This is a genomic window from Brevibacterium limosum (assembly GCF_011617705.1).
Taxonomy (GTDB): Bacteria; Actinomycetota; Actinomycetes; order Actinomycetales; family Brevibacteriaceae; genus Brevibacterium; species Brevibacterium limosum.
In genome coordinates, this window is record NZ_CP050154.1 from 1368577 (window position 1) to 1382247 (window position 13671).

Annotated in this window: 12 protein-coding genes; 10 read left to right on the top strand and 2 right to left on the bottom strand. The window is 65.2% G+C overall.

Features of this window, described 5'->3' with window-relative positions; translation table 11 throughout:
• The first annotated feature begins 40 nt into the window (after positions 1 to 40).
• The 10 genes from GUY37_RS06130 to GUY37_RS06175 all read left to right on the top strand — a co-directional run bounded on the left by GUY37_RS06130 (position 41) and on the right by GUY37_RS06175 (position 11532).
• Positions 41 to 1132, top strand: coding sequence for a branched-chain amino acid aminotransferase (locus tag GUY37_RS06130; RefSeq protein ID WP_166823452.1), 1092 nt, complete (start codon positions 41 to 43; stop codon positions 1130 to 1132).
• Positions 1133 to 1330: 198 nt separating this feature from the next.
• Complete coding sequence (locus tag GUY37_RS06135; RefSeq protein ID WP_166823455.1) at positions 1331 to 2866, top strand: MFS transporter; 1536 nt, start codon at positions 1331 to 1333, stop codon at positions 2864 to 2866.
• Positions 2867 to 2999: 133 nt separating this feature from the next.
• Positions 3000 to 4655: an HNH endonuclease gene (locus GUY37_RS06140; RefSeq protein ID WP_166823458.1), complete on the top strand. Its 1656-nt coding sequence runs from the start codon at positions 3000 to 3002 to the stop codon at positions 4653 to 4655.
• Between the two features lie 67 nt (positions 4656 to 4722).
• The gene (locus tag GUY37_RS06145; protein WP_228278394.1) at positions 4723 to 5439 is read left to right on the top strand and encodes a GNAT family protein; all 717 of its coding nucleotides are present in this window, start codon (positions 4723 to 4725) and stop codon (positions 5437 to 5439) included.
• 98 nt (positions 5440 to 5537) lie between these two features.
• The gene (locus GUY37_RS06150; RefSeq protein WP_166823460.1) at positions 5538 to 7724 is read left to right on the top strand and encodes a prolyl oligopeptidase family serine peptidase; all 2187 of its coding nucleotides are present in this window, start codon (positions 5538 to 5540) and stop codon (positions 7722 to 7724) included.
• 10 nt (positions 7725 to 7734) lie between these two features.
• Complete coding sequence (locus GUY37_RS06155; RefSeq protein ID WP_166823463.1) at positions 7735 to 8814, top strand: lipoate--protein ligase family protein; 1080 nt, start codon at positions 7735 to 7737, stop codon at positions 8812 to 8814.
• Positions 8811 to 9545, top strand: a complete 735-nt coding sequence (locus tag GUY37_RS06160; protein ID WP_228278395.1) for a Type 1 glutamine amidotransferase-like domain-containing protein — start codon at positions 8811 to 8813, stop codon at positions 9543 to 9545. The genes GUY37_RS06155 and GUY37_RS06160 overlap by 4 nt, the downstream gene beginning before the upstream one ends.
• A 58-nt stretch (positions 9546 to 9603) precedes the next feature.
• Positions 9604 to 10389, top strand: a complete 786-nt coding sequence (gene thyX, locus GUY37_RS06165) for an FAD-dependent thymidylate synthase (RefSeq protein WP_152348169.1) — start codon at positions 9604 to 9606, stop codon at positions 10387 to 10389.
• Positions 10390 to 10476: 87 nt separating this feature from the next.
• Positions 10477 to 11055, top strand: coding sequence for a maltokinase N-terminal cap-like domain-containing protein (locus tag GUY37_RS06170; RefSeq protein WP_166823466.1), 579 nt, complete (start codon positions 10477 to 10479; stop codon positions 11053 to 11055).
• A gap of 27 nt (positions 11056 to 11082) precedes the next feature.
• Positions 11083 to 11532: an HIT family protein gene (locus tag GUY37_RS06175; protein ID WP_166823469.1), complete on the top strand. Its 450-nt coding sequence runs from the start codon at positions 11083 to 11085 to the stop codon at positions 11530 to 11532.
• On the opposite strand, the gene GUY37_RS06180 is transcribed toward GUY37_RS06175, so the two are convergent.
• Together GUY37_RS06180 and GUY37_RS06185 are read right to left on the bottom strand one after the other, a co-directional pair.
• Positions 11513 to 12568, bottom strand: coding sequence for a zinc-binding dehydrogenase (locus tag GUY37_RS06180; protein WP_166823472.1), 1056 nt, complete (start codon positions 12566 to 12568; stop codon positions 11513 to 11515). The genes GUY37_RS06175 and GUY37_RS06180 overlap by 20 nt on opposite strands.
• Positions 12569 to 12702: 134 nt before the next feature.
• Positions 12703 to 13668, bottom strand: coding sequence for a 3-methyladenine DNA glycosylase (locus GUY37_RS06185; protein ID WP_228278396.1), 966 nt, complete (start codon positions 13666 to 13668; stop codon positions 12703 to 12705).
• Positions 13669 to 13671 lie beyond the last annotated feature (3 nt).

Below are 13671 nucleotides of genomic sequence, written 5' to 3' on the forward strand. Positions count from 1 at the left end.
TCTGAAAGTGTCACTCATCACAAATGAGAAGAGAGTTTTCATGACAGATTTCACCGTTCTTAAGAACCTCCAGCCGCAACCCGAGCTGGTGCGCGAGAACATCAAGAAGGACCCCGGCTTCGGCCAGTACTTCACCGACCATATGGCGCACATCCGATACACGGTCGATGACGGTTGGCAGGCGCATGAGGTCAAGCCGTACGGACCGTTGGTGCTCGATCCGGCGGCCGCCGTGTTCCATTACGCCCAGGAGATCTTCGAGGGGTTGAAGGCCTACCGTCATGCCGACGGTTCGGTGTGGACGTTCCGCCCCGAGCGCAACGCCGCGCGCATCAACAAGTCCGCTGAGCGTCTCGCGCTGCCGCAGCTGCCCGAAGAGGACTTCATCAACTCGCTCAAGGCATTGGTCAGCCTTGACCAGGCATGGGTGCCGACGCCGGAGTCGGAGGCCGATGAGTCGAGCATGTACCTGCGCCCATTCATGATCGCCACAGAGCGGTTCCTCGGCGTGCGGGCCAGCCACGAGGTCGACTACTACGTCATCGCATCGCCTGCGGGCCCCTATTTCTCCGGCGGCATCAAGCCGCTCTCGATCTGGCTCTCGCCGAAGCTCAAGCGTGCCGGTGCCGGCGGCACCGGTTTCGCCAAGTGCGGCGGCAACTACGCGGCATCCCTGGTGGCCACCAACGAGGCGGCGGCGAAGGGCTGCCAGCAGGTGCTGTTCACCGATGCTGTGGAGGGCAAGTACATCGATGAGCTCGGCGGCATGAACCTCATGCTCGTGACCAGGGACGGCAAGCTGCTCACCCCCGCGCTCAGCGACTCGATCCTCGACGGAGTCACCCGTCGTTCGCTGCTCGACCTGGCCCCGCAGCTCGGCCTCGAGCCCGAAGAGCGCCAGATCTCCATCGAGGAGTGGCGTGAAGGTGCCGCCAGCGGCGAGATCGTCGAGGCCTTCGCCTGTGGCACTGCTGCGGTCATCACGCCGATCAGCAGACTCGTCAGCGAAGACTTCACCATCGACCACGGTGAAGACGCCGGTGAGAAGACCATGGAGCTGCGCAAGACGCTGCTCGACATCCAGTACGGACGCGTCGAGGACAAGAACAACTGGCTCGTGCGCCTGGCCTGATCGGGTCTGGTGGGTCCGCCCGCTCCGGGCGGTTGCCGAGCATGCTCATCCGGCGGGCTGGTGCGACATGCTCGTCTGGCGGGCCGCTGCGACATGCTCATCTGGCGGGCTGCTGCGAAGGGATTCGCGGCGGCCCGCCTTTTGACTGCGCACGGAGCGTTTTACGCAGTTATGCGTTAATTGAGGTACTGTGGCCCCGTGCACACGACCACCTCGGCGTCGGTTCCGACAGCCTCCGAAGTCATCGCTCACCTGCCATGGAAGTGGCGCACTCAAGGTGCCATCTTCATCATCGGCGGGCTCGGTTTCATGTTCGACGCGTGGGACGTCGCTCTCAACGGATTCCTCATTCCGCTGCTCAGCGACTACTGGGATCTCAGCGTCGGCCAGGCCGCATGGATCGCGACCGCGAACCTCATCGGCATGGCTCTGGGCGCCTTCATCTGGGGCGGCATCGCCGACGTCATCGGGCGGAAGAAGGCATTCACTCTCACGCTCCTCGTATTCTCGATCTTCACCGTCGCCGGTGCCTTCTCGCCCGCTTACGGGTGGTTCATCCTCTTCCGCTTCCTCGCCGGATTCGGGCTCGGCGGATGCATCCCCGTCGACTATGCGCTCGTCGGGGAGTTCACTCCGAGCCGTCACCGTGGGCGCGTGCTCACCGCGATGGACGGATGGTGGCCCATCGGAGCCTCGCTCTGTGCTTTCGTCTCGGCTTATCTGCTCGACTTCGGCGACTGGCGTCTGATCATGCTCGTCATGATCGTGCCGGCCCTGCTCACCGTCGCCGTGCGTTTCGGAATCCCGGAATCACCTCTCTATCTCGCTTCCGTCGGTCGCTGCGCCGAGGCCGACGCGGTCATCGCACGCCTTGTCGAACGCACCGGTGCCGACGTGCACGAATGGACTCATGAAGCGCCTGCCGCCTCCGCGGCGAAGACCGCTGAAGTCGCCGGCGCGGAGACGTCCGCAGCGGGCACTTCCGGAGCACCATCGAAGCCGGCGGCACCGGCAACACCGGCAACACCTGCAACACCGACAGACCCGGCAACACCGGCGGCGTCGGCAGCACCGGCAACACCGGCCGAGCCCAGCGTGAGCCGACAGCTGCGTGCCGCGAGCGGCCAGCTGGTGCAGCTGTGGGAGCACTCCGCCAAAACGACTCTCGTCTCGTGGTCGCTCTTCGTCTCAGTCCTCCTTGTCTACTACGCGGCACTGACATGGCTGCCCGGAATCCTCAAGAAGCAGGGCATGGCCGACCAGGCGGCCTTCCTCGTGACGGGATCCATGACTGCGATCGGCATCCTCGGCGTGATCGCCTCGGCGCTCATCGTCGAGCGATTCGGGCGCAAGGTCGTCCTCGGCGCTTCATCCATCATCGCGGCGGTGCTGCTCGTCGGAGCGGCAGTGTTCATCGAAGCCTCTGACGCGGACCTCACCTTCGCGGCGAAGGCCGCCATCATCGGATTCGGATTCGTCGTCCAGATCGCGATCCCGACCCTGTACACCTATGTGTCCGAGCTCTACCCGACACGACTGCGAGGTTCGGGCTTCGGATGGGCGTCGGCGGCCTCACGTCTGGCTACGGGGAGCGCTCCGATCGTGTTCGGCGCATTCATGTGGCCTGTGCTGGGGCTGACCTTGACGTTCGTCCTCACCGGAGCGCTGGTCGTCGTCGCAGTAGTCCTGATGAGCTTCTTGGCTCGAGAGACGACCGGCGAAGAACTGAGCTGAAGAAGCTGAGAGCGGAATTCGACTTCAGTGCTTCACTGTTTCTACTGAAGTCGCTTCTGCGCTCATAAGGCTCTGACCAGCCCAGATGCGTGCGAGTAATCTCGTGTCAGTGCCGACCGATAGTGTTCTGGGCATGGAAGCAGAGCAGGTTCCAGACGCACTCACCGAGATCCGTCGGTGGCGCGACAGCCTGTCCGAACTGCCTCCGGCGGCGACCGAAGAAGAGGCGATCGATCGCATCACGGCTCTGGAGGAGCTGACCTCCGCCTGCGCCGCGGCGCAGGCTCGCGAGACTCTGACGTTCGACATGCACCGCAGGAATCGGGAAGCCGAAGACGGAGTCGCGAGCAAGAAGCAGGGACGCGGCGTCGGTGCTGAGATCGCCTTGGCCAGAAAGGTCTCCCGACATCGCGGCAACTCCCTGCTGAAGTTCTCCCGCACTCTGCTCTTGGACCTGCCCAATGTCTACGCGGCGATGAAGGGCGGCGACATCTCAGAGGAGAAGGCCCGCACGGTCGCCAAAGAATCCGACTGGCTGCCACGGGAGAAGAAGCACGAGCTCGACGAACGCATGGCCGTACGCCTGCCCGAGGTGGGCGTCAGACGACTGGGCAACGAGGTGCGTGCCCTGGCGCAGAAGCTTGACCAGAAAGCCGCCGTCGACCATCTCGAGCGCAGTGTAGACGAGCGTGCGGTCAGTGTGCGTCCGGCTCCGGGCAATATGGCCTACCTGACCGCTCTGCTGCCGATGCCGCAGGCAGTGGCCGCCTACGCGAACCTGAAGAAGTCGGCGCAGACTGTCATCGCGACGGGCACAGCCGACGGCAGAACCCAGAATCAGATCGCAGCCGACTTGGTGGTCGAGCGGCTGACCGGGCAAGCTGCCGCTGCGGCGGTGCCCACCGAAGTCCACCTCATCGTCCAGGACAGCAGCCTGTTCGGGCCCGGGGATGAATCGGCCTGGTTCCCCGGAGTCGGCCCGATCCCGGCACAAGCCGCCAGGAACTTCGTGGCCGACCACGAAGCCGCCACGTTCATCCGCCGCCTGTACACACGACCCGAGGACGGTCAGCTCGTGCGGATGGACTCGCGTCGGAGGGAATTCTCCGGCCTCCTTCGCCGCATGGTCGTCTTCCGCGACGACGTCTGCCGCTCGCCCTGGTGCGAGGCGCCCATCAAACACGCCGATCATGCCGACTCCGTCGCCGCCGGTGGTGAGACTGAGTGGGACAACTCCTCCGGACTGTGCGCGGCGTGCAACTATCTGAAGGAACTCGACGGGTGGCGCCACAAGGCGACTGCCGACGCCCTCGAGGTGATCACACCGACCGGCCATCGCTATAAGACCTGTACGAAACCGCTCAGCGGCCCTGATCCGGGGTGCCGTTCTGGCCGAGGAGATCACTCCGGCACGGGGAACGAGCCTGGCAGGCAGTATGGTCCCGGTAGGCAGTGCGATCCAGGGAGGCAGTACGGTCCCGACCCGGGGCAGAACCACGGCGACATCGTGGCCGAGGCGACCGCGCCGCCGGGCGGCGGAGCTCGTGCCGCACCACCGAGTGCTGACCGCGAGTTTTCGGTGATGATCCCATGGAGATACATTCGCCGGGCCTCGCAGCCCGCAACCATTGACATCGGTGGGTCGACTGTTGGAATCGACATCTATGATGCCGACGACCGACCGATGAGTCCCACTGAAGAGCTCCTCTACGCCGCAATCCTGGAACAGAAAGGCAAGCAGCGAACCGATTCTTCGGCCGGGAGAGCTGACGGCGGCCCTCACCGCTGACGAGGCGAGGGCAAGTGGTCACCGAAAGTTCAACTGCCCGCTCCGCTGCGGGACTATGGTGATAGTCATGAACGACCTCAACGGGCAGTCGTCGCCCGGTGACCAGCCAGCGATGCGGGACCAGCCAGCGATGCGGGACCGGCCAGCGTTGCGGGATCAGTCTTCATCGCGGGACCAGGCCGGCGTCACGGCGGTCGAAGTCGTGTGGGGGCTGCCGATGGGTCTGGGCCCGCTGTGGCAGGGCGTGCCCTCGGGACCGGGAATCTCCGGTGTTCTTCCACCCCGCAGCGAGGTCGAAGCACTCTATGGTGCTGCGGCCGCAGAACCACCGCTGAACGAGGACCCGAGGTTTGCGGCACGGTTCGCCGACGTCTACGAAGTCTCCGTCCGCAAGGGCCAGGTCCTCATGACGTTGACACGGACCCAGCCCGACGGACGACTGAGCTCATTCGCCTACGGCCACCATTGGAGGTGGGAAGAACAGAAGTATCCGTGGGCATTCGAACTGCAGAGGCGCCTCGGCGAGGCTTCGGTCGAGCTCGAATCGACCTTCGCACTCAACCTGCTCGCCCGTGATCCGAATCAGCGCGCACGAGGTGTGGGTCGGCGCACTCTCGCCATGTGGATCGGGGAGGTCGGCCGATTCGGCTGCTGGCTGCAGACCGACGACATCGACAGCCCGGCACGCCGACTCTACGCGAGCCTCGGCTTCACCGAGCTCGGCCACGGCCCCGAAGCCCCTAACGGGCGGCCCGGCCTGGTGATGTTCCGCGCCCCGCAGTGAAGCCCTCACGGGGGTCGGCGGGCCCGGCAGATCCTGAGAGCCTGCCCCGTGCCCGACGGCCAAGCCGACACGTCAGTGACGGTCACTAGGATGGGAGCATGCGTGAAGAAGACTCCCCATCGACGGCCCCGACGACGAGCGCCGATCTGCCCGAAGACGAGAACCTCTGGCTCGAAGACATCCACGGCGAGAAACAGATCGCCTGGGTGAAAGACCAGAACGCGAAGACCCTTGAGCGATTCCAGGACGGGCTCTTCGACAGCATCTCCGGTGACCTGCGCACTGCGCTCGACTCCGACGATCGCATCCCGATGGTCACCAAACGCGGTGACCACTTCTATAACTTCTGGCGCGACGAAACGAACCCGAAGGGCCTGTGGCGACGCACCTCCTGGGACAGCTACCGCACGGCAGCGCCCGATTGGGACGTGCTGCTCGACCTCGACGAACTCGCTGCGAAGGAAGACACTGCCTGGGTCTGGGCGGGCGCGATGGTTCGCCGCAGCGACAATCGCCGCGCGCTGATCCTCCTGTCCCCGGACGGTGGCGACTCACACAGAGTCCGCGAATTCGACCTCGAAGACCGCACCTTCGTCGACGGCGGCTTCGACATCCCCGCGGCGAAGACACGACTGGCCTGGCTCGACGATGACACCGTGCTCGTGGCCACCGAAACCGGCGCAGACTCACTGACGACCTCGTCCTACCCGCGCCAAGCCCGAGCGCTCCGCCGCGGCCAGAGCGTGGACGACGCCCCGATCGTCGCCGAAGTGCCGCACGACCATGTGGCGATCTTCGTCGGCAGCGATATCCGCCCCGAGGCCGAGACCACCGACCGTGCCGTCATCGTCGACGCCATCGACTTCTTCAACTCGAGAATGAGCTTCCTCGACCTCGACGACATCACGGCCGCTGACGGTTCGCTCTCCACCGAGCCCACGACGTGGACCGAAGCACTCATCGAGGTCGACGTTCCCACCGACGTCGAGGTCGGCTTCGAACGCGACCTCGTGCTCTTCCGGCCCCAATCGACATGGAGATCCACCACCACCGAGGTGCCCGCCGGCGGTCTCGCCGTCGCCGATGTCGACGCGGTCAGGGCAGGCGAGATCGTCCCGCGCGTGATCTTCACCCCGGATGCCCACACGTCTCTGCAGTCGTTCACCTTCACACGGGACTATCTCGTGCTCGAACTGCTCGCCGACGTGCAGTCGAAGCTCACGGTCCTCGACATTGACAACGACTTCGCCGAATCCACCCTGCCCGGTGTTCCGGCCAACCATATGGTCGGCCTCGGTGCGGTCGACAGGTTCGATCCGGCTACCGCCAACGACTTCTGGATGGTCAGCACCGGCTTCCTCACTCCCTCGACCCTGTCGTACGGAACCTTGGGAACGGATTCCGACGATTCCGCCACCGAGGTGGTCAAATCGGCACCGGCGATGTTCGTCGCCGAAGGGCTGAGCGTTCAGCAGCACTTCGCCACGAGCGCCGACGGAACGAAGATCCCGTACTTCCAGATCGGTGCCGACGACCTCGTGCTCGACGGCGACAATCCCACACTGCTTGACGGATACGGCGGTTTCGAAGTCAGCCGCACCCCCGGATACTCACCCGTCGTCGGCATCGGCTGGCTGAGCCGAAGCACGACCGGAAACACCCTCCCGGCAGGCCGCCGCGGCGTCTACGTGCTCGCGAACATCCGCGGCGGCGGCGAGTACGGTCCCGTTTGGCACACGTCCGCGATGCGGGAGAACCGCATGCGCTGCTACGAGGACCACTCGGCCGTCGCCCGAGACCTCATCGCCCGCGGAGTGACGAGCCCGAAGACACTCGCCTGCGCCGGCGGTTCCAATGGAGGACTGCTGGTCGGCAATATGCTCACCCAGTATCCCGAACTCTTCGGCGCAGTCTCCTGTGGAGTCCCGCTGCTGGATATGGCCCGGTACACGAAGCTGAGCGCGGGCTATTCGTGGAAGGCCGAATACGGTGACCCGGATGTGGCCGAGGACTGGGCGTTCATCCGGGAATTCTCGCCCTACCACCTCATCGAGGACGGACAGGACTATCCGCCGGTGCTGTTCTGGACGGCCACCTCGGACGATCGAGTGGGGCCGGTGCAGGCTCGGAAGATGGCCGCACGGATGCAGGCCCAGGGAATTGAGAACGTGTGGTTCTTCGAAGACACAGAAGGCGGACACTCCGCCGCTTCGGACAATGAGCAGACTGCGTTCACCCGGGCACTGAGCTACCGGTTCATGTGGAACGCACTGACAGGGGAGTAGGTTGGGTGACATGACGAACGAGACGCAGCACTTCCACGGCGAATACAAGGTCATCGGCGGCAAGCTCGTCGTCGCCGATGTGACCACAGACGGCAAGAACATCACCGAGGTGAAGATCTCCGGTGACTTCTTCCTCGAACCCGAAGAGGCCTATTTCGACCTCGCACCGGCCCTCGTCGGCGCCAGCGTCACTGCCGACAACGCGGCACTGCGCGGCCGCCTCGATGAGGCCCTGGCCGGCTACGGTTCGGAGCTGGCGATGCACGGCTTCTCCACCTCCGATGTCGCCACGGTCGTGCGTCGGGCACTCGGCTCGGCCGCGAACTTCACCGACTTCGACTGGCAGGTCATCCGCGGAGAGGTGCTGCCCACCCAGCTCAATGTGGCCCTCGACCAGGTGCTGCTCGAAGAGGTCGCGGCAGGTCGTCGTCAGCCGACCCTGCGGTTCTGGGAATGGGAGGACACCGCCACCGTCATCGGTGCCTTCCAGTCCTACGTCAACGAGCTGCGGCCCGAAGGCGTGGACAAGTACGACGTCCAGGTCGTGCGGCGCATCTCCGGGGGCGGGGCCATGTTCATGGAGGGCGGCAACTGCATCACCTATTCGATGTTCGTCCCGCCTGCACTCGTCGCCGGTCTGGACTACGAAGAGTCGTATGTCTTCCTCGACCAGTGGGTGATCGCGGCGCTGAAGACCCTCGGTGTGGAGGCGTTCTACAAGCCGATCAACGACATCTCCTCGACCGGCGGCAAGATCGGCGGTGCCGCACAGAAGCGGATGCGCGACGGCACGCTGCTCCACCACGCGACGATGAGCTACGACATCGATGCCGACAAGATGGTCGAAGTTCTGCGCATCGGCGAAGCGAAGATCTCCGACAAGGGAGTGGCGAGTGCGAAGAAGCGCGTCGATCCGCTGCGCAGCCAGACCGGGGAGGCCCGCAAGGACATCATCGATGTCATGGCAGACACCTTCGCCACCCGCTATGGGGCCGCCTACGGCTCCTACACCGAAGAAGAGCTCGAACGGGCGCAGGAACTCGTCGATGAGAAGTTCGGGACCGAGAAGTGGACGCACCGAGTGCCGTGAGCACCTCTGAACCCACCGGCTTCCGTGGCACGATCGTGGCCCTCGGTGGCGGTGGGTTCTCGATGTCCGAGACCGGGGAATCGGCCATCGACGACGAACTTCTGCAGATGGCGAGGCGAGGGAACACCGCATCACAGCTCCCACGAGTCTGCTTCGTCCCCACTGCCTCCGGCGACAGCCGCGACTACATCGAACGCTTCGAAGCGGCTTTCGAGGGACGAGCACAGATCCATGTCCTCTCCCTGTTCGGGCAGAGCCCCTGGGACTACCAGGACCCGTCAATGCTGCTCGACATGGACCTCATCTACGTCGGCGGCGGGTCGACGGCGAATCTGCTCAGCCTCTGGCGTCGGCACGGAGTCGACCACAAGATGCGCGAGGCCGCAGCCGGCGGCACGATTCTCGCCGGGATCAGCGCCGGTGCGAACTGCTGGTTCGAAGCCTCCTCGACAGATTCGTTCGGACCGCTGGCACCACTGAACGACGGGCTCGGATTTCTGCGGGGGAGTGCCTGCCCGCATTTCCACGGCGAACCCGGGAGGGCGGAATCCTTCCAAGAGTGGATCGTGCAGGGCAGTCTTCCGCTCCCCGGGATCGCCATCGACGATCATGCCGCGGTCGTCTACGAGGACGGCAGAGCCACCTCGGTGATGGTCGAATCTGCGGAGGCGAAGGCATTCGTCGTCAGCCGTGAGGGGATGCACGATCTTTCCGCGGACGTCGCTCGGTGACCCTGGGAAACTGTCTGTAGGATTGGGAGTCAATCACGTCCCCTTCACTAGGAGAGCCATGCGCCAGGTCGAACCGTCCGTTGAACTGCTCGCCAAGCCCGATATCGATTGGGAAGCGATGAGGACTTACCTCGACGAGGTGGGCGGAACCTCTTGGGCGGACCGGGTCGAGGATGCGGAATCTCCCGACGCCGAGGATCTCCTCGAGTTCTCCGGACGCATGTGCTACCGCTCGTGGGAGCCGGGACTCAACCCGAACGTCTCGCGCGTGCGCACCGACTCCGCGCAGTACATCGGCAACGTCGTGAAGTCCCAGCACGGATCTGTGCTCGAACACGCGAACTTCACCTTCGTCCTCCACAATGTCTCGCGCGTGCTCACCCACGAGCTCATCCGCCACCGTGCAGGATCGGCGTTCTCGCAGGAATCGCTGCGCTACGTCCGCCTCACCGACATTCCGTTCTGGTTCCCCGAGTGGGCCCGCGAAGATCCCGAACTCATGGAACGCAGCCTCAAGGTCCTCGACACCCTCGAAGAGCACCAGAAGTGGATGGCCGAGCACTTCGAGCTCGACGAGGACGGGACGAAGTTCTCCCACAAGAAGCACATGACCTCGTTCATGCGTCGCTTCGCCCCCGAGGGCCTGGCTACCGGAATCGTCTACACCGCGAACCTGCGCTCCCTGCGCCACGTCATCGAGATGCGCACCGCGAAGGGCGCCGAAGAGGAGATCCGTCTCATCTTCAACAAGATCGGTGAGGTGATGCGGGAAGAGGCTCCCGCGGTCTTCGCCGACTACGAAGTCGTCGACGGAGAATGGATCCCCGGAACCCGGAAGGCCTGACCCGAACGGCGTCACACCCACGATCAGCAGCACCTGACACCAGCAGCATCTGACGCCGACGTCAGACAGATCTCAGGAGGAACCGCCATGGCAGATATCTATGCAGCTGAGCTCGACCCCGGCAAGCTCGACGTCGTCACCGACTGGGTTGCCGAGCAGGACTGGGCCGCCGAGCTCGACCTCGAGGCGAATCCGCTCGAAGCCGTCACCGCGTACCGGTTCGACGACCCCGCCGGCGAGGTGGGCATGGAGATCCACATCGTGCGCAGCGGCGACCAGCTGCTGCAGGTGCCGCTGACCTACCGCGGCGCATCGCTCGAGGGTGTCGATGAGGCGTTCGTGGCGAACATGGAGCACTCGGTGCTCGGCAAGCGGTGGGTCTACGCGGGCATGGGCGACCCGCTCTTCCGGCAGCGCCTCGACCACACCATCGCCACCGCGTCGACTGCGGCGAAGCAGTACCGTGTCGACGACGAAGGCAACAGGGGAGAGGAGATCACCGAGGTGGCCCACGCCTTCGGGACGGGACCCCTGCCGGGTGCCGGCGACGTTGAGATCCTCTACCGCCTGTCGCCCGATTCACCGGCCGAGAAGTCCGACGCCGGTCTGCTGCTGGGCCGCTGGGACGGACAGGACACGAACGTCGTCCTCGCCATCATGGTGTGAGGGCCAGCCGCGACCCGGGAGGTGAGAATGAGCGAGAGCTGCATCTTCTGCCAGATCGTCGCAGGTCAGGCATCGAGTGCGCCGATCGCCGAAACCGAATCGACGTTCGCGTTCATGGACATCCAGCCCGGATCGGACGGGCATCTGCTCGTCGTGCCGAAACGGCACAGCACGGATCTGCGGGACATCCCGGCCGAGGACTTGGCCGCGGTGGCTCTCGAGTCCCAGCGCCTCTCCAAGCACGCCTATTCAGCCTGGAACGCGGATGGAGTCAACCTCCTCAACTGCTGCGGTGCCGACGCCTGGCAGAGTGTCTTCCACTTCCACATGCACGTCATTCCGCGCTACCGCGACAAGGACAAAGACGGCCTGAGACTGCCGTTCCGACCCGGTGTCCGCGGCGACCGGGACCTCATCGATTCCTTGGCCGCAAGCATGCGGGAGTCACTCGGCGAAGTCACCGCGCCAGGTCGATGATCGTCATCCCCGCAGAAGCGGCCGGGGCGCTCATCGCCTCCATCGCCGCCGGCGCCTCGTCGAGGCCGATGACGTTCGTGACGAGATCCTGCGGGCGCAGCCGACCCTCGACCACGAGATCGACGAGCTCCGGGTACTCGGCAGCGGCCATTCCGTGCGAGCCGAGCACACTGAGCTCGAGAGCGATCACCCGCGGCACATCGACGACCGGCTCGGCGGGCAGCAGCCCGATCTGCACATGCCTGCCCAAGGGAGCCAGAGCTCCGATCGCCGCCCGGATCGTGTCCTCACGGCCCAAGGCATCGACGGTCACCGCCACCCCGTCCGGGCAGTCGTCGGCAAACTGTGCGGCCACCTCGGCGCTGAGTTCGGTCGGGTCGAGATCGCGGGCATTGACGCATCGTGTGGCACCGAACTCGCGGGCGGATTCCAGAGCCGCATCGCTGACGTCGACGGCCACTACCTTCGCCCCGAGGGCCTTGGCGATCATGATCGCCGACAGTCCCACCCCACCGCAGCCGAAGACGGCGACCGTCTCGTCGGCGGCGAGTCGAGCCCGCACACTCAGACCGTGGAAGGCAGTGGCGAACCGGCAGCCGAGCCCGACCACCGCCGCGGCCGGCAGATCCTCGGGCACGGCCACGAGGTTCGCATCGGCATGGTGGATGACGACCTGATCCGCCCACGACCCGAAATGCGTGAATCCCGGCTGCGTCTGATCGGGGCAGACCTGGGCTTTGCCGGAGGCGCACCACCGGCAGGTTCCGCACCCGCACACGAAGGGCACGGTCACCCGCTGACCGACATTGAATCCCTGCACCCCAACCCCCGCCGAGGCGACCCGACCGACCAGCTCATGCCCGGGAACGTGAGGCAGGGTGATCGTCGAGTCATGGCCGGCCCATGCGTGGTGATCGCTGCGGCACACCCCGGTTGATTCGACGTCGATGACGACGCCCGCATCGGGAGCTGTGGGAGCAGAGATCTCCTGCAGCTGAAGGCGGTCGGAGAACTGATCGAAGACGATGGCGCGCATACCGTCGATCGTAGGCGGTGCGATCTACCGGGACCGAGCATGTCCGCCCTGTGGCGGAAGGGGTGACGAGGCGGCCCACGATGTGTTCGACGACCGGGCCGCCGGCACCTCAGCACCGACACGCCGCCGACAGCTCAGCGTGGATGCACCCCGGCCGCGGCCAGCGCATCGAGCAGGCCCCGACGCAGCTCTTGTGCGCGCGCCGAGAACGTCTTCTGCCGTTCCATGTACTCGGCCTTGCCCGCAGCGGTCTCGACGGCGACAACCCCGTAGCCCCACCCGCGCAGGTCATAGGGGGAGGCCTCCATATCCAGCGTGCGGATATCGACCGCCAGGTCGAAGCAGTCGACGACAAGCGCAGAATCAGCGATCGGCGAGATCTTCATCGCCCATTTGTACAGATCCATCCCCGCATGCAGACAGCCGGGCTGCTCGGTCGCGACCATGCCCTCGCGGCTCGGCTGCAGGGTGTTGAGCGGCCGAGCAGGCTCGGTGAAGAACCGGAACGCATCATGATGCGAACACTGGATCCGGTGGCCCTCGACCACAGCATCGGTCTCGGCCGGGCTCAGCCGCAGCGGCACCTGCTGATGGCGGCGCTGCTCCTCGGTGAGCCGGTAGACCATCGCCCATTCATGGATGCCGAAGCACCCGAAATTCGCTTCCCGATTCAGCGTCGACGACAGGAGGGAGGCGATGAACTTCGCCCCATCTCCACGGTCGGCGCGCCAGGACTCGAGGTCCACCTCGGCGAAGTTCCGGTCGTCGATGCGATACCAACGCCGGTCGAAATACCGGTGGTCGGCCGCCTCGGCGAGTTCGACGCGCACGCCCGGCCCGGGATGCCATCTCTTCAGCTGTCCGACCTTGAACGGATAATAGGTGAAGAGGAAATCCTCGACCGGATGGCTCTCCTGCCGCATCCGCCGTTCGATATGTGCATCGGTGCGCTCGGCGACCCGACGTTCGTGTTCATCACGCAGCCCGCGCCATCGTGAGGCAGGTACGACACCGTCACCGAGGCGGTCCGACGTGGAGTCGGCGCGCTCGGTCCCCGCCGCGTACGGGGCGGGAGTGGTGGAGGAGGGTGCGGACGTCACCGC